This is a genomic window from Chryseobacterium sp. PET-29 (assembly GCF_025736815.1).
GTDB lineage: Bacteria > Bacteroidota > Bacteroidia > Flavobacteriales > Weeksellaceae > Chryseobacterium > Chryseobacterium nepalense.
The window spans coordinates 2397195-2423427 of the sequence record NZ_CP107053.1 but is presented as its reverse complement, the minus strand read 5'-3'; the positions used below and the strand labels follow the sequence as shown (position 1 = coordinate 2423427).

Here is a 26233-nt window from a genome sequence, read left to right as displayed (position 1 = left end):
TGTCGTCCTGGTAATTATCATGTCCTTTATTTTGCTTGCGTACAGAAGCTTTATTAAAAGAATAATTGAAGAAAAAAACGTACAGCATGAAGCTGAAGTTCTGCATCAGAAAAACCTTGTCCTCGAAAATATAAAAGCCCAGGAATCTGAAAGAAAAAGAATTGCGGTAATGATTCATGATGATATCGGAAACAGGCTTAATATTTTATCATTATGGCTTAATAATCTTGATACGAAAGGAGATGAGCTTATCAGGAAAAACATTACTACCCAGATGTCCTCGCTTATAGATTCTGCGCGCAGCATCTCACATTCATTATATCCGGTAAATCTGGAAACTGTAGGACTGGTTTTATATATTGAAGAATTGATTGCCAATTTATCGGGAAGAATAAATATTTCCCTGAATGTAAGCCCGAAATTTCAGAAAAAAGATATTTTTATAGAAGTTCAGCTTTACAGAATTATTCAGGAATTTACCACCAATGTTCTCAAACATTCGGAAGCATCAAGAGTCTGGATCTATATCAAAGACAATCAAAACAATCTGGCAGTAGTGATTTCTGATAACGGAGAAAGTTTTGAATATGAAGATGTTAAAAAAGGAATGGGCATTAAAAATATAGAATCCAGAATAAAATCCATGAACGCGGCTCACAAATGGAAAAATGTATTAGGTAAAGGAAGCCGGCTAATTATTAAAATTCCGTACACCAATGAACTCTCAAATCAAAGTAGCATTAATTGATGACGAACAGCTCATCCTGGAAGGGGTGAAAATGCTGCTCTCTTCCGAACTGAATATTTCCGTGGGATTTACTTCCAACAACGGACCGGATTTTCTCGATTTGCTGGAAAAAACTTCAGAAGAAGACTTTCCGGATATCGCTTTGGTAGATGTTCAGATGCAGCCCATGAACGGCTTTGAGCTCGTAGAAATTCTTAAAGAAAAATATCCCGGCTTAAAGATCATTATCCTCTCCTCCCACTATAAAACAACAATTCTGGGTTATATGGTAAAACTGGGAGTTTCTGCTTTTTTACCTAAAAATTCAAACCGGGAAGCTTTTATAGAAGCCATTACCATGGTATATAGAAATGGGATCTTTTTTACACCGGAAGATCATCAGATGATCTTTTCCTACATGAACAGCCCTACCAAAAAAAGAACACTTTTTGAAATGGATGATGAATTATCCGACCGTGAAAAAGACGTCGTAAAACTCATCTGCCAGGAATGTACCAATAATGAAATTGCCGAAAAACTATTCATCAGCCCAAGAACCGTAGAAAGCCACAGACAGAGAATTGTAGAAAAAATAGGCGCAAAAAACACCGTCGGAATTGTTATTTATGCCATTATTAATAATATTCACCCTTTAGAAAGAATATGATTCCGTAGAAATACGGAATTTTTTATTTGGTATTTTATACTCTATAATGCCGGTTTATTTCATCGTTACTTTGATGAATTCACTTTGCCAAAGTTGAAAATCTTTGCCAAAGTTTAAATAAAACTACAAAGTGACATGAAAAGCAACATCATCTCCGTTGGAATTTTTTTTGACGGAACCGGAAACAACGGGATTAATGCAACCTCTCCCGAAAAACCTCCGAAAAACAATGAAAGCTATTACGGAAATAGGACCAATATTTATAAATTATTTCAACTCTTTAACGGGGAGGAGAAAATTTACATAGAAGGCATCGGAACAGTTACGCAGAAGGAAGACAGTGATTTTGCCATGGCAACCTGTAAAAATCCGGCAGGACAAAACGGCTATTCTTCGGACGACAAGCTGCAGAAAGCATTTGCTTATATCAGAAACATACTGTCTGATCATAATAATCATTATGAATTGTATGTTTACGGGTTCAGCAGAGGAGCCATGCTCGCCAGGAATTTGTGTCATGAGCTGCTGAAAGCCGATACTGAGTTCGCAGGGAACATCAGTGTAAAATTTTTGGGCGTTTTCGATACGGTAGAATCTGCACCTTTTAATGATTACAATGTTATGGTACATCCCGCTGTGCAGCGTGCCTTCCAGATCTGTGCGGTTAATGAGTGTCGTTTTTTCTTTCCCTTGACTGGTTTTTTTGAAGATTCCGGGCTAATGGAAGATAAAATATACGAAAATACAAGCCGCAAAGAAATATTTGTTCCCGGGGCTCATGCAGACATCGGAGGGGGCTATCTGGAAGGTCCCCAGTCTGTTTATATATCCCCGAATTTTTTACTGGAAGGAGAACTTACCGGGTATATTCAAAATATCACAACAACAGTAGCCGACGCTGAAGGAAATAATACATGGCATCATATTCTCGGAAATTATAAAGTGGATCCGGGAGAAGTCTTTTGTCAGGCTTACATTTCAAGGAATCTTGTTTTTAACGAGCTTTCTAAAGTGTACGGTAAACTTATGCTGAAAGAATCGAATGCTGAAAAACAGGTTTTTAATACCGGGTTTGATGATTCCGACTTTTTAATTAATGCTGAAAAACATCCTTACCTGATCCGGATTTCAGCTGAGCTAGAGAAATATACGGAAAAACTTTCACAGGAATTGAAACCCGTTTACAATTACAGAACACTTGCAGATTATATCCATATTTCGGCCAATTTCGGATTATATCATCCCGCAATTCCGAAAAACTCATCAAAAGAAGATCTTACGGAATTCATCAACAACGGTCTGAATGTACCGGGAAATTCCGACGATCAGTTTACCGCCAACCCGTCAAAACTCCAGGTAGAAATTCATCATATTGAAGATTCTGTAGTGGATTACGCATACGGTACCAATATTCCCAATAATGACAATTGGAACCGGACTATATTGATTAAGGAAAATTTATACAATAAATGTTAGTACTTTTTCAGTTTTAAATTTAGGTGTGGAGCTGTCCTGGTAAGGCAGCTCTTTTTTATTCCTGCCCTTAAGAAGTCTTTTTAAGATTCAGATTCATAAGAAGTTATTTTTCTTACCCCAGTTCTTTTATTTTCCGTATTTTTGCACCCGGAAATTTATTATTCACTATTAATCATTATTTAGCATGCTTTCGGTTCAAGGTTTAGGATTACATCATTCGGGAACATATTTGTTTCAAAACGTCAATTTCACGATTAAAAAGGATGATAAAATCGGTTTGGTTGGTAAAAATGGAGCGGGAAAATCCACTTTATTGAAGATGCTTTCAGGCGAAATCAATTTCTATGAAGGAAATGTAGTGCCTGAAGGAAATGTCACAATCGGTTTTCTGAAGCAGGATCTTGATTTTGTGAAAGGAAGAACCGTTTGGGCAGAAACCATGCAGGCTTTTGAGCAGATCAATGCCTGGAAGAATGAACTTGAAGAAGTGAATCATCAGATGGCCACAAGAACCGACTACGAAAGCGATTCTTACACCGATCTGATCAATAAAATGACCGAACTGAATGATCTTCTGATGAACCATGATGCCTATAATTTGGAAGGTGACATGGAGAAAGTATTGTTCGGGCTTGGTTTTAAAGCAGATGATTTTCAGAAAATTACCGATGAATTTTCCGGAGGATGGAGAATGAGAATCGAGCTGGCAAAACTGCTTCTGCAAAAGAATGACATTATGCTTCTCGATGAGCCTACCAACCACCTTGATATGGAATCCATCATGTGGTTGGAAAACTTCTTAAAAGATTATCCGGGAGCCATCGTTCTGGTAAGTCACGATAAGCAGTTCATGACTGCGGTTTGTAACCGTACTTTCGATATCAACAACAAAAAAGTTGACGATTATAAAGCCAATTATTCCAAATACTTGGTAATGCGTGAAGACCGCCGTGAAAAATTGATTCAGGCTAAAAAGAATCAGGATGCGGAGATCAAGCAGATGGAAGATAATATTAATAAGTTCCGTGCAAGTGCTACGAAGGCATCTTTCGCACAGTCGCTTATCAAAAAATTAGACAAAATCGAGCGAATCGAAGTGGATAATGAAGACGTCTCTAAATTCAACATTCGCTTCGTACAATCCGTAGTTCCCGGAAAAGTAATTTTTGAAGCTCAAAAACTCGGAAAAGCTTATGGTGAGAAGCAGATTTTTGATGATGTGGATTTTATTGTTCAGAGAGGAGACAGAATTGCACTTCTTGGACAGAACGGACAGGGAAAAACAACGCTGGCAAAAATTCTTGCCGGAGATATCAAAGATTATTCAGGAACGTGGAATCTCGGGCATAATGTAAATATTGGTTATTTCGCCCAGAATCAGGAGGAAGTTTTAACCCCGAATAAAACCGTTCAGGAAGAAGCGGAAGACGCTGCCACAGAAGAAACCAGACCAAGAGTCCGCGATTTATTAGGATCTTTCCTTTTCCAGGGGGAAGCGGTGAATAAAAAAACGAAAGTACTTTCCGGAGGGGAAAGAAACCGTCTGGCTCTTTGTAAATTATTGTTGCGTCCGTTCAATACACTGATTATGGACGAACCTACGAACCACCTTGATATTCAGTCTAAAGAAATTATTAAACTGGCGCTTCAGAAATTTGAAGGAACGTTAATTGTAATCTCTCACGACCGGGAATTCCTGCAGGGACTTTGTGATAAAATTTATGAATTCCGCGATGGTAAAATGAAAGAATTCTTAGGAGATATCAATGAATATCTTGAATTCAGACAAAAAGAATCGATCCGCGAAATTTCTGCAGAAAAAGCAAAACTTCACAACGAAGTTCCTAAAGTTGAGGAAAAAAAGCCTGAAGAAAAACCAGCTTCCAATAATCAATCAAATGTAATCGTAAGCAAAGAGCAGAAAAATATTCAGAATAAGCTGAAAAAAGTGGAAGATAAAATTACCGAGCTTGAAACTAAAGTTGAGGAATTTGAAGCTTCATTTACCAAAGAAAATCCTTCTGAAGAAACACTGGAACAATATAATAAAACAAAAGAAGATCTCGATCTTGCACTCCAGGAGTGGGAATATTTGGGTACGCAGCTGAACTGATTTCCAAGAGTTATATTAGATACACCTTATAGGTTTCAAAACCTATAAGGTTTTAATACAGTTTGTAACAAAATTTCAATTCACTCTACTTATCAATCAGAATATTTTAAGAAAACTTTAATCCTACTTTTTAATTTATTTTTATAATTTTGAAGCATGATTTTTAAAGAAAGCAGAAATCTCAGGAATTTTCTTTCCAAACTGTTGTTTGGGATTTACTTTCTTGCGCTGTTTTCTCAGAATTTTCACAGCCACAGCTCTGAAGATGTTTTTAAAAATTTCAACTTTAAAAAATCAGAAAATACCATTACCAAAAATATAGCGAAGGAAAAAGCAGCAGACTGTCTTGCCTGTCATTTCTTAGCCACCGGACATACTTTAGTTCCTGAAGAATTTAATTTCTTTTTTGAAAATTACACGCATGAAGTAAAGCAGATTATTGCGGTTCAGGAAAAAATATGGTCTCAGACTAAATTTACCTTTCAGCTTCGCGGTCCGCCCGCAATTTCATAATTCATAGATTCTTTCCGGATTTTTTTACCTTAAATTTTTAGAATTTAAATATTTCTTAATGAAAATACCATTAAGAGATAGTTAGATTATTAATAATATCAGGTTTAATGCATTGATTAATAATCGGCTAACATGATTAATTAATCTCATTTCAAAAGATCCTATCAACAAATTTTTTACGAAAAAAGTACCTGAAAAAGTACGCAATCAATCTATTTAACAATGAAATTGATCTATAGTTTTATGCTTATCCTTTGCGGATTTGCATTAACGAACGCACAGCAGACTTACTCGGTAGAGGGAACTGTTCAGGATTTTCATGATAAAACCATGCTGGAAAATGCAGTAGTGAAAATCGGTGAATTTTCTGCCAAAACGGATAAAAACGGAAAATTTTCATTCAGTAAAATTCCTGCCGGGAAATATATACTCATTGCTAAACATCCTGATTGTAATGATTATACTGAAAATGTAGGAGTTACACAGGATTTACATATAACGATTACTCTTGAACATCACGTTCAGGATATCGAAACGGTAACCATCCACGGAAGCCATAAAAGCAATGGATCCCTGGTCATTAAAACATTGGACAAGTCTGAAATTGAGAAAAATTCTTCGGATAATCTCGGAAATTTGCTCACAAAGATTTCAGGAGTAAGTGCTTTAAAAACAGGAAATAATATTTCAAAACCTATTATTCACGGACTTTACGGAAGCAGGATTTCCATTCTGAATAACGGCGTGAAACTTGCCGAGCAGGAATGGGGAGTAGAGCACGCCCCGAATGTTGATGTTAATAATTTTCAGCATATCGACGTTATTAAAGGCGCCTCAGCATTGAAGTACGGAAGTGATGCCATTGGCGGCGTTGTGATTATGGAACCTGAAGTCTTTCCTAAAAAAGATACCATTAAAGGATCGGTAGGTCTTACAGGAATTTCAAACGGAAGAGGAATGGCCCTGGAAGCCGATGTTGCTAAAATCTGGAAAAACGGATGGGCGGTAAAAACCGGCGGTAGCATCAAAAAGCTGGGAGATCAGAATGCTCCTGATTATAATCTGATGAATACGGGAATGGATTTTTCTTCATTCAACTTTACCGTTCAGCATAATACGTATGAAAAAGGAATTTCATTCGATTATTATCTTACCAACCAGAATATAGGAATTTACAGAGGTTCCCACGTGGGAAACAACGAAGATTTCTATAACGCCACAGCATCAAAAATTCCTGTATATACGGGGAATTTCAGTTACGATATTGACAATCCGAGACAGGTAATTGAGCATCATATTGCAAAAGTTTCCGCGTTCAAAAGATTTGAAAATATCGGAAAGGTTTCTGCAACATACAGTTATCAGTACAATCACAGGCAGGAATACGATATCAGGAGAGGAGATCTCAAAGATATCCCTTCCCTGGATCTTGAACTGATGACCCACCAGTTTAATCTTAATGATTTGCTGGAAAGAGGAAAGTTCTCTCTGGAAACCGGAATTGATGCAAGTTTTCAGAATAATTATTCGGATCCTGCTACTAAAGCCAGGCGTCTGATTCCGAATTATGATAAATATGCTGCCGGAGTATATTCTATTTTTAAATATAAAATTTCAGGCAATTTCAATGTGGAAGCGGGAGCACGTTACGATTTTACACGGTATGACGTCACAAAATGGTACGACAAAGCCGACTGGGAAAAATTGTATGCGGATATTTACCCGCAGTTTTATGTGAAAACGAATCAGAACAGGATTCTTACACGTCCCCAATTGAATTATAACAATGTTTCTTTCAATGCAGGACTGGAATATCACCCGAATTCAAGTATTAACCTGAAATTTAATTATGCTAAAGTAGGAAGGACCCCGAATATTGCAGAGCTATTTTCAGACGGCCTCCATCATTCGGCTTCGGTGATCGAAATCGGAAATATGGGTTTGAAGAATGAGCAGGGACATCAGTTTAATGTCATCGCTGATTCAAAGTTCAATGTCTTAAACGGACTTAATATTTCGGTAAATCCTTATTTTTTTATCACTAAAAATTTTATCAACCAGGTTCCTACGGGAGTGCAGAATACCATCAGGGGAGTATTTCCGGTATGGTCTTATCAGCAGATCGATGCCAAAATGTACGGGATAGATCTGGATGTAAATTTCAGGCTTACGGATGATCTTACATATGTGGGAAGAGGTAGCTATGTTTACGGACAGGACGAAACCCATCATGTTCCTTTGATTCTAATGATGCCTCCGAATTTTTCCAATGCTTTACAGTTCAGTAAAGAAAACTGGAATCATTTCTATTTTACTCTGGAAAATCATACATTCCTGAAACAAAACAGGTTTCCGGTGTATAACGCAACCATTCCTGTTTATACAAATGGGGAAGAGGTTGAAAAAACAGTGGATCTGAGCACACCGCCCAACGGATATTCTCTGTGGAATCTCCAGACCGGTGTCAATATCAGCAAAAATCTTTCTGCAGGGCTTATTGTAAATAATCTTTTCAATGTAACGTACAGGAATTACCTGAACAGGATGAGATTTTTCTCCGATGAGGCAGGAAGAAACTTTATTGTCAACTTTAGATACAGATTCTAAAGCGTTAAAAACAAATCAAACAAATCAACAACTTTAAAATTTAGAAAAATGAAATTATTCAATACTAAAAATATCATCAAATTATTAGCTGTTTTATTCATTGCCATTACGGTAGTTTCTTGTCAAAGAGACGGCTCTGCTGCGGAAGACGATTTGCCGCAGGAAGACCTTACCAATATTATATTGAATGTAAAAGATGTTGCGGCAGGAACTACTCAAACCTACAATTACAGCATGGGAGCGGGAGGTGCACAGGCTATTCAGCTTACCGACGGGAAAACATATGAGGTAAGCGCAGAATTTAAAAACGGAAACGAAGATGCAACTCAGGAAATTAAAGATGCAAAAGATGAACATTTCTTAATTTTTAATTTCCCGAATTCTGATATTACGTTAACACGTACAGATGACGCATCCTCAACAAGAGCAGACGGAAAGCGTGTTGGTTTAAAAACACAATGGGTAGTAACAAAAGCAGTTAAAAATCCTTCTGTAACAAGCCAGCTGATCTTTACGCTCTACCATGAGCCGGCAAGTGTGACAGAAGATGCTCAGGTAAGCGGAAACGGAGTGGTGTACGGAACTCAGACAGGAGGCGAGACCGATGCTCAGGCAAACTATACAATCACAAATTAAAAATCACTTTTTAATATCCTTAATCTTGTTATGAAAACCACCGGAAAATTTCCGGTGGTTTTTTATTGATGAAATTCTAAGACTACATATTAGATTGTCTAAATTTTAACTATTTATAGAACTTCCGTCGCCCATCTTCCAGTCTTCCGCCTCAGGAAATTTATATTTAACATTATTTAGCTTTTATGTTTGTTTTAAATGAGTGATTTTCATAAAATTTTCCTATTTTTGCAACCTAAAATTTTAATCAATAATGAAGGTTACCGCACAAAACCATGATGATGTAAGTGCATTGCTTACAGTGACATTGGAAAAATCTGACTATAAAGAAAGAGTTGAAAAGCAATTGATTAATTATGCTAAAAATGCGCAAGTTCCTGGTTTCAGAAAAGGAAAAGTGCCTTTAAGTATGGTTAGAAGACAATACGAAGCAGGTATTGCATTCGAAGAAATCAACAAACAGGTTTCTGATGCTTTAAACAACTACGTAAACGAAAACAAACTAAGATTAGTAGGTCAGCCTGTTCCTCAGCCTGTAAACGAATTTGATTACAATGCTGATCAGTTGGAAGTGGCTTTTGAAGTAGGTTTCGAGCCTGAATTTACCATAGACCTTTCTAAATATGAAGCTCCTCACTACAAAGTGGAAGCCTCTGAAAAAGAAATCAACAAGAGCATTGAAAACATGCAGAAGCGTTTCGCTGAGCAGGTTCCTCAGGATAAAATCACTAAAGATTCTTATATCGCTTTAGAAATTTCTCAGGTTGTGGAAGATGATGCGGAAGGTGAGCACCACCACCATCCAAAGAACGCTACCATTACTGCTGAAAACAAAGAAGCTTTCAAATTGGTAAAAGGTTTGAAAATGGACGGATCTGTGAAAGTTTCTAAAGAAACGCTTGCTGAAAACGAAGAATTGGCTAAAGAATTAGGATTCTCCAAAGAAGAAGCTGAACACTTACACCACAATGAAGTGGAAGTAAAAGTAAAAGATTTCTACTCATTAAACCTTGCGGAACTTAACCAGGATCTTTTCGATAAAGTATATGGTGAAGGAAACATCAAGTCTGAAGAAGAATTAAAAGAAAAAGTGAAAGCTGAACTGGATGAATATTTCCAGCAAAATGCAGACGTACACTTTGTAAATAAAGTATTGGAGCAGGTTTCTGAAAAAGAAGAAGTAAAACTTCCTGAAGAATTCCTTGTTAAATGGTTACTATTCTCTAATCAGAATATCCAGTCTGAAGAGCAGGCTAAGCAAATCCTGGAATCTGAGAAAAACCAGTTGAAATACCAGATCATCGAAGGTAAACTAATGTCGGAAAACGAAATCCAGTTAGATTATGCAGATGTATTGGCTCAGGCTGAGCAGTTGGTAAGAAACCAGTTGGCAATCTACGGAATCCACCATTTAGGAGACGAAGAAATCCAGAAATATGCTGTGGAAATGCTGAAAGATCAGGAGCAGGTAAGACAGATCTCTTCTGAAGTTGCCATGACAAAACTAAAAGATATCATTCTTGAAAAAGCAACTAAAAAAGAAACAGCCATCTCTCACGATGAGTTTTTAGAAGAGCTTAAAAAATAACTTATTGTATTATAAATATTTTAAAACCACCAATTTGGTGGTTTTTTTTATGAAAATATCCTGAAAATTTATCAGTCAATATTCATATATTTACAATCTAAAATTTATATATGAAAAAGATCATCATTCCGTTTTTTTGTGCCGTGCTTTATGCTGCGCCTGTAGTTGCACAGACATCATCCGCTCCCGCTAAAACGGAGACCGTAAAATCGAAATTAACACCCAAAGAAGTTATCGATAATTATCTGAAAGCTTTAGGAGGAAAAGATAAACTCGAAGGTATTAAAACAACACTTATCGAAAACACCCTTACCGTTCAGGGAATGGATGTGATGATGACTACGAAGAAAATGGGAAACAAATTCAAGTCCGAACAATCTGTGATGGGCCAGAAAATGGTTCAGTTCTTTGATGGTGAAAAAGGATACTTTGAACAGGGAGGTCAGAAAATGGACATTCCGGCTGATAAAATCCCGGATTTAAAGAAAAGCAAAGTGATTGACGCATTGTCTTATGATCCTGCAACTTTCTCAACTGTTACCGTGGAAAAAATTGATGGAAAAGATTATAATGTATTGACTTCAAGTAAAGGGACGTTCTATTTTGATGCTTCTACAGGATTGCTTTACAAATCTTCTGCAGAAGAAGGAACAGCCGTTGTAAAAAGCTATATGACCGTAGACGGTATAAAATTCCCACAGGAAATTGAAGCGGAAGGAAATGGCCAGAAAGTGGTTATTAAAACTACAAAAGTTACCCTTAATTCCGGAGTTTCGGATGCAGATTTTAAATAGAATTGCTATTAAATAAAAATTAAGCCGGGTTTGTCCCGGTTTTTTTATGCAATTTAAAATATAATTAAAAGTGTAGTCCTACTTTATATTTGAAGCAATATTTTACTTAACAATAAAAGTTTAGTAATAATTAATTACTAAACATGATTACTTCTTCTCACTGTTTCTAAGGAAATCGTTTAAAATTAACGGTATTTAACGCTATTTAACTTTAAATAATATTTTTATTATTTCTTCGTTCTGTGAATAAATGATATTTTTGAACCATAAAAATTAATAATCAAACATATGAAGAAAATGCTATCATCATTTGCCGTGGTTTTTTTGATCTCTGCAAATGCATTCGCACAGAATATTCCTACAGATCCTTCTGTAAGAATCGGTACTCTTTCAAACGGAATGAAGTACTATATCAAAAAAAATACGTTACCCGAAAAGAAAGTGGATTTCAGATTGGCCATCAACGCAGGATCTATTCTTGAAGATGATAACCAGAGGGGGCTCGCACACTTTATGGAACACATGAACTTCAACGGAACAAAAAATTTCCCTGACAATAAACTGGTAGATTTCCTGCAGTCGATTGGAGTGAAATTCGGACAGCACCTTAATGCCTATACAAGTTTCGATGAAACCGTTTATATGCTTCCTGTTCCTCTTGATAAGCCGGGAAACCTGGATGCAGGTCTGAAAGTAATGGAAGACTGGGCGTTCAATGCTACACTTTCCGATGAGCAAATCAATAAAGAAAGAGGCGTAGTACTGGAAGAACTGCGATTAGGTCTTGGTGCCGATAAAAGAATGGCTGACAAGTATCTTCCTAAATTGTTGTATAATTCTCAATATGCCAATCGTCTTCCGATAGGTAAAAAAGAAGTGCTGGAAAACTTTAAACCTGAAGTAATAAGACAGTTCCACAAAGATTGGTACAGACCGGATCTTATGGCTATTGTTGTTGTGGGAGACATTAATGTAGACGAGGTTGAAAAGAAAATCAAAGATAATTTCAGCAAATATAAAAATCCTGCGCAACCCAGAGAAAGAAAAACATTTGATTTGCCAAATCACAAAGAAACGTTAGTAGCTGTTGAAACGGATCCGGACGCAACAAGCTCAATGGTTCAGTTCATTATGAAGGATTCCGATGCATATCAGCCGGATGTTACTATTGAGCAGTACAACCAGAGTATCATCGAAAACCTTACTTCAACAATGCTGAATAACAGATTGAGAGAGCTTGTGAACTCTAATAATCCTCCTTTTACATACGGATCTGTTTACCACGGCGGAACGTATGCAAGAACGAAGGAAGGCTTCCAGGGATTTGCAATGGTAAAAGACGGCGGCCAGCTTAACGCTCTCAAAGTTCTTCTTGAGGAAACGGAAAGGGCAAAAAGATTCGGCTTTACACAAACGGAGCTGGACAGAGCAAAAGCGCAGATTTTATCTAATCTCGAAAGAGCATACAATAACCGTGATAAAACGGAAAGTGACATGCTGGTGGGTGAATATGTAAGTAACTTCCTGGAAAAAGAACCGATCCCCGGAATTGCATGGGAATATGAGGACACCAGAAAATTTTTACCTTCCGTAACCTTGGCTCAGACGAATGAAGTCATTAAAAAATTCGTGAAAGATGACAGCAGGGTAGTAGTGATCACAGGTCCTAAAAAAGAAAATGTGACTATGCCTTCACAGGCTATGGTTTTGGATATGTTCGAAAGTGTGAAAATGGCAGATCTTAAGCCTTATGAAGAAAAAGAAACGATTAAAAATCTGGTAAAGCCATTCAAATCTGAAGGTAAAATTGCCAAAACGGAAACCGATGCAAAACTGGGAACAACAACCTGGACCTTAAGCAACGGTGCAAAAGTAACATTCAAAAAAACTGATTTTAAAGATGATGAAATTGTTTTCTCAGCAAGAAGTATGGGGGGAAGTTCATTAATTAACGACGCAGATTATAACAAAACACAGTTTGCTTTTCCTGCACTGTCAGAAGCCGGGGTAAACGGTTTTTCAAAATCTGATCTTACCAATTATTTAGCCGGAAAACAGGTGAGTGTAAATCCTATGGTAAGTTCTTTGTTTGAAGGGATTTCAGGACGTACCACGCAAAAAGATCTAAGTACGGCTATGGAACTCATGTATGCTTATTTCACAGGGCTGAATTATAATCCTGACGCTTTCAATGCTTATAAGACAAAACAATCTGCCATGTTGGACAATTTATTGTCGAACCCACAGTTTTATTTCTCTAATGAGCATGCAAAATTCATGAACCAGAAAAATCCGAGGTTTATAGGCATTGTTCCTTTAGAAAAAGAATGGGCGAATACGGATTATAAAAAGGCGTATGATATCTATAAAGAAAAATTCGGTAATGCAGGAAACTTCCATTTTTATTTCGTAGGAAATATTGATGAAGCAAAATTTAAAAATGAAGTACTGCAGTATATTGCAAGTCTTCCTTCAACAGGAAAATCTACCAACTTCAAAGATACAGGTTACAGACAAATGACCGGCGATTTTACCAAAATATATAAAAAAGGAAAAGATCCTAAAAGTATGGTAACCATTTCTTATGCCGGGGAAACGCCTTATAATGAAAAAGAAGCATTAGCTCTGGAAGCATTGGGAGAGGTGGCAACCATTAAAGTAATTGAAAAACTTCGTGAAGATGAAAGTGGAATCTATGGTGGTGGAGCAAGAGGCGGAATGGTAAAAGTTCCTTATGGAAATTACTATTTCAGCATCAGTTTCCCTTGTGGTCCTGAAAATGCTGAAAAACTTACCAAAAGTGCATTGACAGAACTTCAGAAGCTTATTGATAAAGGTCCCGAACAGAAAGATCTTGACAAATATAAAGAAGGAGAATACAACGATCATAAAACCAGCATGAAAGATAATATGTACTGGATGAATGCGCTTACCAAAAATCAGATGAGCGGAAGCGACAAATACGAAATCCTGAACTATGAAGAGAAAGTGAAATCTTTAACCGCAAAAGATCTTCAGGAGGTAGGCAAAAAGTATCTTACAAAAGGAAAAGTTGTGGCTACATTAATGCCAGAAGATGGCTGGGAAAGTACTAAAAAGGATGAAGCAAAACCTGAAACGGCGGTAATCAAAACCGGAGCAGCGCAGTAATTTTTCGATATAATATTTAAACAAAGCCCGTCCGGAACTTGTTCCGGACGGGCTTTTTATTGTTCCATTAATTACTAAAGATCAAGGTTTTTCCATTATTTGAACATACACATAATCCTCAAACCCTCAAACGCATATACTCTCAAACATCTATCACGAGCCGTACTCTTTCTTCCATTCCTCAGCTGCTCCGCTCAGTACCTCATAAAATTCTTCGCCATATTTTCTGATTAAAGGTGTTTTCAGAAATTTATACACCGGGACCTGAAGCTCTCTTCCTAATGTACATGCATCGCTGCAGACACTCCATTCATGATAATTTAAAGCGGTAAAAGAAGAATATTCGGTAATACGAATTGGGTAGAGATGGCATGAAATCGGCTTTTGCCAGTCTACGGCGCCGTCTTCATATGCTTTTTCGATACCGCATTTGGTAATACCTTTTTCATCAAAAGTCACATAAGCACATTCGCGACCTTCCACCATTGGGGTCACATACATTCCGTCCATAGGATCAGTGGTCCATGTTCCCTGTTCTTCCAGAGCTTTAATGCCTTCTGCAGTAAGATAAGGCTTTATTTTATCAAAAATAGCATCTAAAATTTCCAGTTCATCCTTATCCAGAGGAGCTCCAACATCCCCTTCCACACAACAGGCACCCTTACATTTGGTAAGGTTGCAGACAAACTCTTCGGAAAAAATTTCCTCGGAGATCAATTTATCGTCAATCTGAATCATAATCTTTAAAATAAATCAAAATAAGTTCCGGCTTTAAAACCGATTAAACTAAAAATAATCAGCCAAAGGCTCACTTCCTGCATCCAGTATTTCGGGAGAAATCTTAACATCCTGCTGAGAATAATGGTGGAGGGAAAGGCGAGCAGCAGCAGATATTCATACGTTGTATTCATGTACAATATAATGGTGATTAGTTGGGCAAACGAAAAAACCAGTAAAAAAGTATATTTGTACCTGCTGACAGGGCTTTTCTTGTTGTAATTCCTGAAATGATCATATACCGCGTAAATGAGCATCAATACAATGGGGATTAATGGCAGTAATTGTTCATAATCCGTAACCAGCTTCATTTTTCCGAAAGGAAAATAATCCGTATTCCAGGAATTGTAATCAAGGAAAAACATTACTGAAAAATAACTCAGAACAATCAGGAGAATTCCTAAGAGGAACCTGAAAATATTCAGACTGATTCTTTCAGAAGTAGCAATCACATGGATGATTACAAAAACAGCCATAGGCCATGTAGTGGGAAGAAAAATAAAATTCAGCGCTACAATAGAGCCTACGAGAACATATGATTTTTTTCTGATGTCCTCATTCGTACTGGTAAGCAGCAACAGCAGAAAAGAATTCGTAAGCAGTGCAACGGCCAGACCGATGTCCAGTTTCCCGGGATATAAACCAAAAATAAAAAATGTATATAAAAATAATGGCAGATGCGTCTGGTAATTCAGCGCGATACTGTGAAAACAAAAATATCCCAGTGCAATCCCCAGAAAAGTAATTCCGGCAACAATGGCTTCATAAGTGTTGAAATTCAGGAAATTAAAAGTTATTACTATTAAAAGAAGGAAACCAATATAAACCGGGATTGAAAAAATATTGCTTTCTTTTGAAAGTAATTTAAACATTTTTTATAAATTTGTACAAAGTTAATTTAAAAAAGGAAAATAATGACGTCTTTCTTTCTATTCTTAAGCAAAGTTTTCAAATGGTCGTTTGGTTTTTTTGACACATTCGGAAACGTATTAAACTGGGTTTTATTTATTGTTTGCTGCGCATTGTTTACCTACTGGTGCTATGTTTTGGTAAAAACCCTTGGTAACAATAAAGACAAAGACTACTATTCTCCAACGGAAGGTAAGTTTCCTTACTATGATCCTAACATCTATAAAAAAGAAGGTTAATTAATTGGTTATATAGTAAAAAGCCGATCAAATTCTGTTTGGTCGGCTTTTTTATTACTGACGATTAAAATGTATTCTTTATTCGTGAACAGGCAGTACCAGTACGGGAATGTTTGAATCCTTGGTGATCCCTTTGGTTAAACTTCCTACAAAAACATCGTAAATTCCGCTTCTTCCGTGGGAACCCATTACGATAAAGTCCGCTTTTTTATCCACGGCATGTTCCAGGATGATATCTTTGGCAATACCCTGTTTCAGGATGTGTTCACACTCTACATTATGAGCCAGAATCCTTTGCTGGATTTTATTTAGCTGCACCAGTTCCTCTCTGATCTCGTTTTCCTCAACTTCCGGGAAATACTGGAATCCCATATCACCGATAGCAAAACCAATATCCGACGGTGCTACGTGGATCAGAAAAATTCTTCCGTTGATTTGCTTTGCAAATTTTACCGCACCTTCTACAAGCTGCTCTGTTTTGTCCCCAAAATCTACGGGCAATACAATATTTACCATAACCTTTAATTTTGTCTATTAAAGTTAAGAAAAATATGTCAGAAAACAGCGTTAAATTATCTACAATATTCTGATATCAATCACTTTTTTATCCTCAAGATAGGCTTCCAGAATATCATTTTCATCAACTTTTCCCACGCCTTTCGGAGTACCCGTGAAAATAAGATCGCCCACTCTTAAAGTAAAATACTGTGATACGAAAGTGACAATATCATCAATCGTAAACATCATGTCTTTCGTATTTCCGTCCTGAACTTTCTCGTTGTTCTTTAACAATGAAAAATTCAAAGATTCAAGATTAAAATCCTCTTTCTTAAAGAAATTTCCAACCACTGCAGAGCCGTCAAACCCTTTGGCAAGCTCCCACGGAAGACCTTTTGATTTTAACTCGCTTTGCAGATCCCTCGCTGTAAAATCAATTCCTAAACCGATTTCCTCATAATGTTTATGAGCCGTTTCTTTTTGGATGTATTTTCCTCCTTTTGAAATTTTCACCACTACTTCCAGTTCATAATGAACATCATTTGAAAATTCCGGAATATAAAAATCATTTCCTTTCAGAACAGCCGTATCAGGTTTCATGAAAATGACCGGCCTTTCCGGGATTTCATTTCCCAGTTCTTTTGCATGTTCGCTGTAATTTCTTCCTATACAGATTATTTTCATAACTTTTTATTTTGTCATTGTGAGAAGCTCATGCGACGAAGCAATTTCATCTCACATTATTTAATTAATTTTATTTTTCAATGATAGTAAATTTCCTTCCTCCATCTTCCAGCTTCCTCTCTTTTTTTAAGAGCTTTTTCCCGCTTTCCACTGTATCTTTTGGCTACGGGCTCCGCTTTGCTCCGCCCGCAGCCAAAAAGGATGCCGTTGCAATCGGGGCTAGGAGAGTGAATCGTCAATTTCTGCGAATCAATAACGAATTTTATCATTCACAGTATTCACTTGCGAAGAAAATTCATAATTTACTATTTAAAAACCAACCCGTCAAAAATTCTTCGAATTTTCGCTACCCGCCAGAGGAGGGGAATGGTAAATCTTATTTTGATGTAATTTTTTAAAGTAACAAACCAAAGTCCCCGCTGATTTGCTGAGTGAAATCGAAGATTCGACATAGTCAAACGCCTTTGCGAACGAAAGATATCCACAATAAATTAAAAAAATCTTTGCAGCTTTGCGTTGAAATTCTTATCAATGCATAAACTCATTTCCACAATAATAACACACAAACTTATGGCTCGTTAAAATCGAAATTCCAAAAAAGCTTGTAGCGCTGTCATCTCTGTAAATATGGTTAGATCCGCATTTCGGACAAACAAAATCAAATTCAGGATCTGAAATCGTATGCTCTACTTCCAGGGAAAACTGTTCATTTTCCTTATAATTTTCCAAAGCCTTGTGCGCTTTCTCAAGATTTTCTTCAAAAACCTGCAGCTGAATTCCGCCAACAGCCTGCGACAAAAGCCAGTCCGACTGGATCAGCTGTTCGTTCGCAATAAAGCTGTTGATACCGCTTTCCGCCAGGATCTGCTTATCCCTGTTAGCCTGAAGTGCCGTTTCGTAGAATTTGAATTTAACAAGTTCGCTCATTTTTATTATTTAATTCCTCTATTGTATTGATAAATATGCTTTTAATTCTACGGCATCATATGTAAAAAATTCTTCCTATTTTTTTTGCTAAAATAATAAATATCACACCATGCTGTAAAAAAAATATTACAAAACTATATCGTGTATTCTACAATTTTATTTGCATATTTGTCCACACAAATATTGCTAAGATAAAGGAAATAATCCTTTAATCAATTTTTTAAACACAAATGATCAACATGAGAAAAAGTATTTCTACTGCTGTATTCTTCCTTTTCTTTGGAAGCAGCTTGTACGCACAAAGCGTAATTTTTGAATATGATGAAGCAGGCAACCAGATATTCCGGGGAATATGTAACGGCTGCAAAAATTCTAATTCAGATTTATTTTCTAAAACATGGCCACAGGCATCTCAGCCCAAAACTATTGCTCAAAAAGTCGCGAATAGTGTACGTGCAACTCCTGTCCCTGTAAAAACAGATTTAACTGTATTATGGGATAAGGAGGTGAATGACTATATCACAAAAATAGAACTTCTGCCTTACAATAGCTTTAAGATTCTGAGTTTTATAGATGTAAGAACACTTACTAATACCTCTTATATTTTCCGCATGGAAAGTTATCCTTATGGGGTTTATTACCTAAAGTTTTATCTCTCAGACGGTAGTGTTTATACCAGAACAGTAACAAAAAATTAGAAGCACATTATGAAAAAAATTATATTACTTACTGTCCTATTCGTGTTTTACAATCTATATGGGCAGAACAATTTCCATGATACACAGGGGAAAGTAGAAGTAAATGCCGGAGGGCAGCTGCAATATACACTTCCTATTACTCTTCCTCCGGGGGTGAAAAGTGTCTCGCCTAATATTAGCCTTATGTATTTAAGTAACTCCAGCAATGGTATTGCTGGATATGGATGGACAATCTCAGGCATTACTTCTATCACCAGAACAGGGAAAAGCATTGAACGGGATGGTGACATTAAAGCAATTCAGCTGGGTTATTCGGATTCTTACAGCTTTAACGGGCAAAGGCTTATTCTTACTCCTGATAGTCCTGCTGCTTATGGAGAAGATGGTGCTACCTATATAACTGAGAAATTTTCCAATATAAAAATAAAATCTTTGGGAACATATCCTGTTAATGGGCAATTGGCCGGACCCGCAGAATTTGAAGTGACATTTGAAGATGGTTCGCAGGCGTGGTACGGAGTTTATAAAGCCGGTACCAGAAATAATGTTACAGTAACATCGCCTTCAGAATACAATATTGTAAAATGGAGGGATGCACAGGGGAATTATATCTCATACAATTATGAATATACAGCTCATTCGGGAGGGTTTAATTTTCCCGGGACACTTAGAATATCCTCTATTTTTTGGGGAGGAAATGAACTCCTGAACAAACCCCACTATAATTCGGTCGAATTTACTTATACGGAAAGAAATTTAAAAGAACAGGCCTATATTCAGGGATTAAGATTTATACAAGATAAAATTTTATCAGGTATTATCGTAAACACGAACGGCTCACAATTTAGGAAGTATCTGGTTGAATATACAAATAATAGCACCAATTACCAGTTTCTGAATAAGATTACCGAATATAATGCGAATAATGAAGCAGCAAATCCTGTGACCTTTACATATCCGGACAGAACAGGAACCAGTATTGCCGGAGAAAATTTTGGCTCTTCAACATTAGAAGACGTAAAACTGACGGGTGACTTTAACGGAGATTCATACATAGATTTCATAATGTCTAATGGTACGGTAAAATTAGGTGCATTTAACGATAATTATACTGAGGTTGCTACTAATAAGGTTTTTAACACGGAGGCAAAAGTAGTGACCACGATGCTTGATGAAGAAGGACAAATCTACAATGGAAATGGAATTGTTCAATATGAATCCGGAAAAGTTGTAGGGTATATTTTCAGAGCTAATAATTTTGTCAAAGTATTTGAAAAACTGGTATATGCTGATCCTAGCTGTATAAATCAAGGGAATAACAGTTGTAATTTACAAATGGCTTCATTTAACGAAGGCGATATTAACGGAGATGGTATTTCGGATGTATTTGTAACGATTAATAAAAGGATTGGGGAATGGGTTGAGATGCCTTGCAATGGCACAACACCTGTTATTGGAGTAGGAATAGATGACGGAGGGCCATGTTACGGATTTCAACAATATACTCAATTAGCAGGCAATTTTATAGTTGATTTAAAAAATGCTAACAATCCATTGTATTCTTATACTCTTGATGCAGGAATTAGCGACAGTCAATATACCGATCAAAAATATTTGGATGTAGACGGTGATGGAAAAGTTGATATAATTAATATTTCAAATATTTCTTATACAGTATTTGAATTTGCAAAAATATCGGCTACCGAATACCTTAAAAAAATAAAGTTCACAGGCAATTTAGCTGAAACCAAAGGAACGGGCTTTCCGGTACTTTTCGGTGATTTTAATGGTGATTCAAAACTGGATTTCACACTGCCGCTTACCGAAGGAAAAACAGGAAAAGATGACTGGAGGTTTTATATAGGTACGGGAACAGGATTTAACAGCTTCCGAAGAAATGATTTCTTAGTATATAAAAATGTTTCCACTACAAATAACGGATACTGGTTACAATTCAGTAAAACATTTTATTCGATATCAGACCTTAATTCTGATGGAAAATCAGATATAGTGCAGGTGTATTCGTATTCAAACTCATCCGGAAGCAGTTACAGGTCAATTGGTGTTACCGTCAATTCAATTACTTCTAATGGCACCAATATGACGGATGGAAGCATTAATTTTGATTTTGAAAATATTTATTCTTTTCCTTCATCTGGAACTTACACCTTAACCCAGCCTTATGACGACCTGTCCATATATCAGCCTATTACCAATACAATCAGATCAAATAATAATTATTACAATGTTTTCCTGTTTAGAAAAGATGTTTTGCTTAAAGTCAAAGCACCTACTTCTCTTGCAGAATTAGCCAGAATAAAATCTATTTCACAGGCAGGACTTACTACTTCTGTTACTTATGCAGAACTAAATCCGGATACAAATTCTAATTATTATAAAAAGGAAAAGAAAGAATACTATCCTTTCTTTTCTATGCAGCGTGCAGACCAGTCATACGCTGTGGTACAGCTAAAGCAGGCGGGCAGAAAACAGAATTTCCGATACAGGGGTATGACTGGGCATTTGCAGGGAAGAGGAATGTTAGGGTTTAACCGGTCGGCACGCTCTTCTTGGTACGCAGATGGCTTTGAGAATACCAAAATATGGTCTGGTGTAGAAACAGATCCGCAAAATGAAAGTGTTCCCGTAAAAGAATGGTCGATAAGAACCAATGATGAAAGCAAAATATTCCCGGCAGATATTTCTGAAAATAACACTCAGCTTCTTGCTTATAAAGGAACAACTTATCAAACGGATAAGCTTTTAAACGGGCAGGTGGTAACTACAGTTCCGGATGCCGATAAGCCAAAAGTAGTAACGGCTATTGTTCCTAAAACCACAAAGACAAAAGATTTTATTACCAATACCCTTGCAGTAAGTTCTATTTCTTATGGCAGCTATTATCTTCCATCGCAAATAGTATCCAATATCAATAACGGATATGCCATCAATACGACGACTTATGAATATCTCCATAATCTGGCGGGGGTTGGAAGCAATTATTTTACCGGGCGGCCGCTCTCCAAAACAGAACAGGTTACAGCGTACGGAGACACTCAATCTGCCAAAGAAGGGTACACCTATGATAATAATCTGCTAAAAACAGTTAAGAAATGGAATAAGAATAATACAGGCTATATCTTAGAAACCTACTCATATGACGATTTTGGAAACATCACTCAGAAAATAAGCACCAATTCTGTAGATGGCCAAAGCATTACTGAAAAATCGCAGTACGAAGACAAAGGGCGTTTTGTTAACAAAAAAACGGATAATCTGGGGCTGGAAACATCGTTTACGTACAACAATTGGGGGCAGACCCTTACCCAGAAAGATCCTTTTGGGAATATGCTTACGAATGCATATGATAACTGGGGTAAGCTAATTTCCTCTACGAGTACGCTCGGGGGTACAACTTCCTATACTTACGAAAGGCTTTCCGGTAATGCAGGTACGAAAGTATCAGAGTTTTTGCCGGACGGGGATGTGAAGATCGTATATACCAATACGCTGGGACAGAACTATAAAACAACCACAAAAGCATTTGTACAGGGGAAATATATTTCCGCAGAAATACAATATGATATATTGGGAAGAAAACTGAAAGAATCCGAACCCTATTTTGAAGGGCAGTCTACATCTCAATGGAATACTATTGCTTATGACGATACGGTGTACCCTGCCAAAGTAACGGCGACTTCTTTTAACGGTAAAAAGATACAAACCACTATCTCGGGCTATACCACAACTGTAAAAGAGCTGAACGGTTATAACAGAACCACCAGCAAAACAACCGATGCTTTAGGAAACGTAATGAGCGCTACAGACAAAGGTGGAACCATTGTATTTTCTTACAATGCAGCAGGGCAGCAGATAAAAGCAAAATATGATGATAATACAGTAGTTACAGGGTACGATGATTGGGGAAGGAAAATGAGCTTTCATGATCCTGCTAACGGTCTGTACAACTATGAATATACGGGCCTCGGAGCCATTAAAAAAGAGATCAGCCCGAAAGGATATAAGGAATACACTTACGCATCCAACGGATTACCTGTGCACGTAAAAGAAATTTCTAACGATGGTGTTTCTACTCAAAAAAATTATGAATTTGAGTACAATCCTTACGGGCAGATCGCAAAAAAATATGGCGAAGCCAATGGCAGGTATTTTGCGCAGAACTTTACTTATGCTACAGACGGAAGGCTTACGGCGCATACAGAACAGTTTGAGGGGAAAACATTCTTTAAAGATGATATACAGTATGATGCACTGGGCAGGGTTTCGCAGTTTCATCAAGGCCTGCAATCTCAGGGTGGTACAACTCAAGTAACCTTACAGAATAACTACAGCAGCTGGAACGGAGACCTGGAAAACCTATCTGATGCCAACAGCGGAAAAACCCTTTACCAATTGCAGGAAACCAATGCCAAAGGGCAGGTGCTGAATGCATCACTGGGAAATACCCAGATCAGCAATCAGTATGACAGCTTTGGTTTCTTGTCCCAGGTGTCTCATGTTTCCGGAGGTGCGGATTTGATGACACTGGATTATAGCTTTAATGCCATAAAGAATGAGCTGAACCATCGTTACCACAAGAATTTCGACATCGACGAAGTTTTCGAATATGATGATAACAACAGACTGGTTAACTGGACAAATCCTAAAACAGGGCAATTGTCTTTTAACGAATATGATGAGACAGGAAGAATAAGATACAACGACCAGCTGGGAGAAATAGGTTTCAGTATTGGCGGAAATCCGTACCGGGTTACGCATATGAAGCTGAATGCAGAAGGAATACAGAATTATGACCTCAACGGGCAGAGTAGGGTGCTTCAGAAAATTACCTACAACGAAAACAACGATCCGGTAAAAATAGACGGTACCCGTGGCGACTATGCTTTCGGATACGGGCTGTCTGAAAGCAGGCAGATCATGTACTACGGTGGAAACTTTGAGAAAGAGCAGGAAGCCAGATACGCCAAGTATTACAATGAGGGTGGCGATGCCGAGATTATTATTGACCAGAAGAGTGGAAAAGAAAAGCATATCCTGTACATCGGCGGCTCGCCGTATGAAAGCAGCATTATCTATGTTAAAGATTTTAACGACGACAAGGGCTACAAATTCCTACACAAAGATTACCTGGGAAGTATTCTTGCCATAAGCGATGAAGAAGGCAATGCCGAAGAACGCAGGCACTTTGATGCATGGGGAATCTTTACCCATCTGCAAATAAAAGAAGGAGGCATACTAAAAGGTCAGGCATTAGAAGAGTTTTTGACAAACAAAGCCATGCTGATAGACCGTGGCTATACTTCCCACGAGCATCTGCACGAGGTAGAGCTTATCCACATGAACGGAAGGCTATATGATCCGCTGTTAAGAAGATTCCTGAATGCAGACGAAAATATACAGGATCCTGCCAATTCCCAAAACTACAACAAGTACGGGTATGTAATGAATAACCCCATGATGTATAATGACCCGACTGGGGAAATATGGGCAGCAGGTTTCTTTTTATCGTACGTAGTTCCTGTAATTTATGGTGCCATTGTAGGCGCGGTAATATCTGCCGGAATTTATACGATAAAATCTTTGATAACCAATAGCTGGACTTGGGGAGGATTTGGTAAAAGTTTGCTGGTAGGTGCTGTCACAGGAGCTATTTCTGGCGGATTTTCTTCTACCTTTGCAGCTACAGGAGTTAGAGGTGCTGTGGTCATGGGGAGCGTACAGGGTGCCATAGGTGGAACTGTAGACGCCTTGGTAAATGGTAGAAATTTTGCTAAAGGTTTTTATACAGGAGGATTGGTTGGTGCAGCAATGGGTGCAGTAAGTTATACTGTTAGCTTCTTTGCACAATCAAGATACACTTCTGAATTAACAAAAGCTGAATACGATAAATTGGGAATACCAGAATCAGAAGAGGCACTGGAACCATCAAGAAATACTCTAAGAAAGATGTTTAAGGAAACAGGATGGGATAAAATGAATACGGGAGCAAAACAATTTTATGTAGACCAACCAGGAGGCAACTACATAAGAAAAGGAGATCTTTATTATAACACTATAACAAAAGAAGATGTAATTGCTTATACCAGACGTAATTTTTGGGATGGTAATACGTCGAGTATTAATTTTTCAAAAGCTGCGTTTGGTTCTAAAATAAAGTTAGGGTTTACAATGATGCACGAACTGGGTCATTCTACGATAAATCTTAATGATAAATTAAATAGTTTTTTACAGGTGAAAACAAAAAGTGGTTATGAACCTGAATTACTTTTTCCTGGTGTAAGTAAATTAACCATTGAGCATGGAGCAATTTGGGGTATTGAAAGAGATTTCCTAAAATTAAATGGCTTAAATAAGTTATCAGGTTTTTTTGATACGTCACTTGAAAACACATTTAATAATTATATTTACAATAGTGTGCAATTTAGACGTGTATATGATGCTATCAAGCACTTACCAGTAAAATTAAAATAATGAGAAGGATAGTTACAATTATATTTATTATTTTTTTAGGTTGTAAAGACACTAAAAACGAAATTTATAAGGATAACATTTCAGTTAATATTGCAAAAAAAGAGATGTTAGATAGTAATAGTTTATTGGTAGAGCTGTGGTTCACCAACAATAGCACAACGAACTATTTAATACCGATATTTCCTAATTATATGCTGGAAAATAGAAAGAAACTATTTAACCCTGTATTTGGACAAATAATTACTTCCGATTTCACAGACAATATTGATTATAAAATGAACATTTTATTGGAGAATTATACCGAAAGATATCTTTACAAGGGAGCATCACATGAATCATACAAAATGGCTGTATTTGCAGATTATGAGGGATATGCCAATTCTGTGCTATTCATTCCTAAGAAAACAAAAAGAAAGATGTTTTTAATATTTAATTTATATGAAAATTGTAATGACACTCCACAAAAATGTAATGCAATTTTTTATGATGATGTATCAAGGATCAGTTTTAATATTATAAATCAGTCTGAAAATATTAAAGCATTAGATTCATTATTAAAAAAAGAAAAAATCGATTATACTATTTACAATAAAGATCTTATCTTGAAAGATTCATTATTTATTAATAAGTAAGTATCAACTGAAATAAAGCAGATTACAGCAATATCATAACTTCTGCTTATTACTTTTTTTCGTCTTTTTTAATACATTTGATGCATTACAAAAAGTAATTTATTTT

General features: G+C 36.9%; 19 protein-coding genes. 14 read left to right on the top strand and 5 right to left on the bottom strand.

Features of this window, described 5'->3' with window-relative positions:
* Nucleotides 1-19: 19 nt before the first annotated feature.
* From ODE14_RS10720 to ODE14_RS10675, 10 genes are all read left to right on the top strand, one after another.
* Nucleotides 20-748, top strand: a complete 729-nt coding sequence (locus tag ODE14_RS10720; protein WP_263601447.1) for a sensor histidine kinase — start codon at nt 20-22, stop codon at nt 746-748.
* Entirely contained in the window at nt 717-1394 is a 678-nt protein-coding gene (locus tag ODE14_RS10715) for a response regulator (protein WP_263601446.1), read from the top strand. The genes ODE14_RS10720 and ODE14_RS10715 overlap by 32 nt, the downstream gene beginning before the upstream one ends.
* 135 nt (nt 1395-1529) lie before the next feature.
* On the top strand, nt 1530-2870 hold the full coding sequence (locus ODE14_RS10710; RefSeq protein ID WP_263601445.1) for a T6SS phospholipase effector Tle1-like catalytic domain-containing protein: 1341 nt from the start codon (nt 1530-1532) through the stop codon (nt 2868-2870).
* A gap of 184 nt (nt 2871-3054) precedes the next feature.
* Complete coding sequence (locus ODE14_RS10705) at nt 3055-4983, top strand: ABC-F family ATP-binding cassette domain-containing protein (RefSeq protein WP_248391188.1); 1929 nt, start codon at nt 3055-3057, stop codon at nt 4981-4983.
* Between the two features lie 156 nt (nt 4984-5139).
* Nucleotides 5140-5496: a hypothetical protein gene (locus ODE14_RS10700; RefSeq protein ID WP_263601444.1), complete on the top strand. Its 357-nt coding sequence runs from the start codon at nt 5140-5142 to the stop codon at nt 5494-5496.
* 222 nt (nt 5497-5718) lie between these two features.
* Nucleotides 5719-8103, top strand: coding sequence for a TonB-dependent receptor (locus ODE14_RS10695; RefSeq protein WP_263601443.1), 2385 nt, complete (start codon nt 5719-5721; stop codon nt 8101-8103).
* Between the two features lie 48 nt (nt 8104-8151).
* A complete protein-coding gene (locus ODE14_RS10690) occupies nt 8152-8739 on the top strand; it encodes a hypothetical protein (RefSeq protein WP_263601442.1) in 588 nt (195 codons plus the stop codon).
* Between the two features lie 253 nt (nt 8740-8992).
* A complete protein-coding gene (locus tag ODE14_RS10685) occupies nt 8993-10327 on the top strand; it encodes a trigger factor (protein ID WP_248391196.1) in 1335 nt (444 codons plus the stop codon).
* A 110-nt stretch (nt 10328-10437) separates the two neighbouring features.
* Nucleotides 10438-11121, top strand: a complete 684-nt coding sequence (locus ODE14_RS10680) for a hypothetical protein (RefSeq protein WP_263601441.1) — start codon at nt 10438-10440, stop codon at nt 11119-11121.
* 288 nt (nt 11122-11409) lie between these two features.
* The gene (locus ODE14_RS10675; RefSeq protein ID WP_263601440.1) at nt 11410-14271 is read left to right on the top strand and encodes a M16 family metallopeptidase; all 2862 of its coding nucleotides are present in this window, start codon (nt 11410-11412) and stop codon (nt 14269-14271) included.
* 153 nt (nt 14272-14424) lie between these two features.
* Here the strand turns inward: ODE14_RS10675 and ODE14_RS10670 are convergent, their stop codons facing one another.
* On the bottom strand, nt 14425-15009 hold the full coding sequence (locus tag ODE14_RS10670) for a DUF3109 family protein (RefSeq protein ID WP_248391202.1): 585 nt from the start codon (nt 15007-15009) through the stop codon (nt 14425-14427).
* Nucleotides 15010-15014: 5 nt separating this feature from the next.
* Nucleotides 15015-15920 carry a DUF6427 family protein gene (locus tag ODE14_RS10665; protein ID WP_263601439.1) on the bottom strand — a complete coding sequence of 302 codons (906 nt, stop codon included), beginning with the start codon at nt 15918-15920 and terminating at the stop codon, nt 15015-15017.
* A 42-nt stretch (nt 15921-15962) separates the two neighbouring features.
* Between ODE14_RS10665 and ODE14_RS10660 the strand changes: the two genes are divergently transcribed.
* On the top strand, nt 15963-16196 hold the full coding sequence (locus ODE14_RS10660) for a DUF6341 family protein (RefSeq protein WP_248391206.1): 234 nt from the start codon (nt 15963-15965) through the stop codon (nt 16194-16196).
* A gap of 78 nt (nt 16197-16274) precedes the next feature.
* Here the strand turns inward: ODE14_RS10660 and ODE14_RS10655 are convergent, their stop codons facing one another.
* The 3 genes from ODE14_RS10655 to ODE14_RS10645 form a co-directional block, all read right to left on the bottom strand.
* Nucleotides 16275-16712 (bottom strand): universal stress protein, encoded by a 438-nt coding sequence (locus ODE14_RS10655; RefSeq protein WP_248391208.1) that lies wholly within the window; start codon nt 16710-16712, stop codon nt 16275-16277.
* Nucleotides 16713-16772: 60 nt separating this feature from the next.
* Complete coding sequence (locus tag ODE14_RS10650) at nt 16773-17378, bottom strand: fumarylacetoacetate hydrolase family protein (protein WP_248391210.1); 606 nt, start codon at nt 17376-17378, stop codon at nt 16773-16775.
* 528 nt (nt 17379-17906) lie between these two features.
* Complete coding sequence (locus tag ODE14_RS10645) at nt 17907-18305, bottom strand: DUF2007 domain-containing protein (protein ID WP_263601437.1); 399 nt, start codon at nt 18303-18305, stop codon at nt 17907-17909.
* 239 nt (nt 18306-18544) lie between these two features.
* On the opposite strand from ODE14_RS10645, the gene ODE14_RS10640 reads away from it, so the two are divergent.
* From ODE14_RS10640 to ODE14_RS10630, 3 genes are read left to right on the top strand one after another with little or no spacing between them, the layout of a single operon-like run.
* Complete coding sequence (locus ODE14_RS10640) at nt 18545-19003, top strand: hypothetical protein (protein WP_263601436.1); 459 nt, start codon at nt 18545-18547, stop codon at nt 19001-19003.
* Nucleotides 19004-19012: 9 nt separating this feature from the next.
* Nucleotides 19013-25495 carry an RHS repeat-associated core domain-containing protein gene (locus ODE14_RS10635; protein WP_263601435.1) on the top strand — a complete coding sequence of 2161 codons (6483 nt, stop codon included), beginning with the start codon at nt 19013-19015 and terminating at the stop codon, nt 25493-25495.
* Nucleotides 25495-26127 carry a hypothetical protein gene (locus ODE14_RS10630; RefSeq protein ID WP_263601434.1) on the top strand — a complete coding sequence of 211 codons (633 nt, stop codon included), beginning with the start codon at nt 25495-25497 and terminating at the stop codon, nt 26125-26127. Before ODE14_RS10635 ends, ODE14_RS10630 begins: the two co-directional genes overlap by 1 nt.
* The last annotated feature ends 106 nt before the right edge of the window (nt 26128-26233 follow it).

What these genes read in the sequence shown, in the direction of transcription:
- ODE14_RS10710 (WP_263601445.1), top strand. Translation starts at nt 1,530, where the DNA reads ATGAAAAGCAACATCATCTCCGTTGGAATTTTTTTTGACGGAACCGGA.
- ODE14_RS10705 (WP_248391188.1), top strand. Translation starts at nt 3,055, where the DNA reads ATGCTTTCGGTTCAAGGTTTAGGATTACATCATTCGGGAACATATTTG.
- ODE14_RS10670 (WP_248391202.1), bottom strand. Translation starts at nt 15,009, where the DNA reads ATGATTCAGATTGACGATAAATTGATCTCCGAGGAAATTTTTTCCGAA.
- ODE14_RS10635 (WP_263601435.1), top strand. Translation starts at nt 19,013, where the DNA reads ATGAAAAAAATTATATTACTTACTGTCCTATTCGTGTTTTACAATCTA.
- ODE14_RS10680 (WP_263601441.1), top strand. Translation starts at nt 10,438, where the DNA reads ATGAAAAAGATCATCATTCCGTTTTTTTGTGCCGTGCTTTATGCTGCG.
- ODE14_RS10675 (WP_263601440.1), top strand. Translation starts at nt 11,410, where the DNA reads ATGAAGAAAATGCTATCATCATTTGCCGTGGTTTTTTTGATCTCTGCA.
- ODE14_RS10660 (WP_248391206.1), top strand. Translation starts at nt 15,963, where the DNA reads ATGACGTCTTTCTTTCTATTCTTAAGCAAAGTTTTCAAATGGTCGTTT.
- ODE14_RS10645 (WP_263601437.1), bottom strand. Translation starts at nt 18,305, where the DNA reads ATGAGCGAACTTGTTAAATTCAAATTCTACGAAACGGCACTTCAGGCT.
- ODE14_RS10640 (WP_263601436.1), top strand. Translation starts at nt 18,545, where the DNA reads ATGAGAAAAAGTATTTCTACTGCTGTATTCTTCCTTTTCTTTGGAAGC.
- ODE14_RS10715 (WP_263601446.1), top strand. Translation starts at nt 717, where the DNA reads ATGAACTCTCAAATCAAAGTAGCATTAATTGATGACGAACAGCTCATC.
- ODE14_RS10700 (WP_263601444.1), top strand. Translation starts at nt 5,140, where the DNA reads ATGATTTTTAAAGAAAGCAGAAATCTCAGGAATTTTCTTTCCAAACTG.
- ODE14_RS10695 (WP_263601443.1), top strand. Translation starts at nt 5,719, where the DNA reads ATGAAATTGATCTATAGTTTTATGCTTATCCTTTGCGGATTTGCATTA.
- ODE14_RS10690 (WP_263601442.1), top strand. Translation starts at nt 8,152, where the DNA reads ATGAAATTATTCAATACTAAAAATATCATCAAATTATTAGCTGTTTTA.
- ODE14_RS10630 (WP_263601434.1), top strand. Translation starts at nt 25,495, where the DNA reads ATGAGAAGGATAGTTACAATTATATTTATTATTTTTTTAGGTTGTAAA.
- ODE14_RS10665 (WP_263601439.1), bottom strand. Translation starts at nt 15,920, where the DNA reads ATGTTTAAATTACTTTCAAAAGAAAGCAATATTTTTTCAATCCCGGTT.
- ODE14_RS10650 (WP_248391210.1), bottom strand. Translation starts at nt 17,378, where the DNA reads ATGAAAATAATCTGTATAGGAAGAAATTACAGCGAACATGCAAAAGAA.
- ODE14_RS10655 (WP_248391208.1), bottom strand. Translation starts at nt 16,712, where the DNA reads ATGGTAAATATTGTATTGCCCGTAGATTTTGGGGACAAAACAGAGCAG.
- ODE14_RS10685 (WP_248391196.1), top strand. Translation starts at nt 8,993, where the DNA reads ATGAAGGTTACCGCACAAAACCATGATGATGTAAGTGCATTGCTTACA.
- ODE14_RS10720 (WP_263601447.1), top strand. Translation starts at nt 20, where the DNA reads ATGTCCTTTATTTTGCTTGCGTACAGAAGCTTTATTAAAAGAATAATT.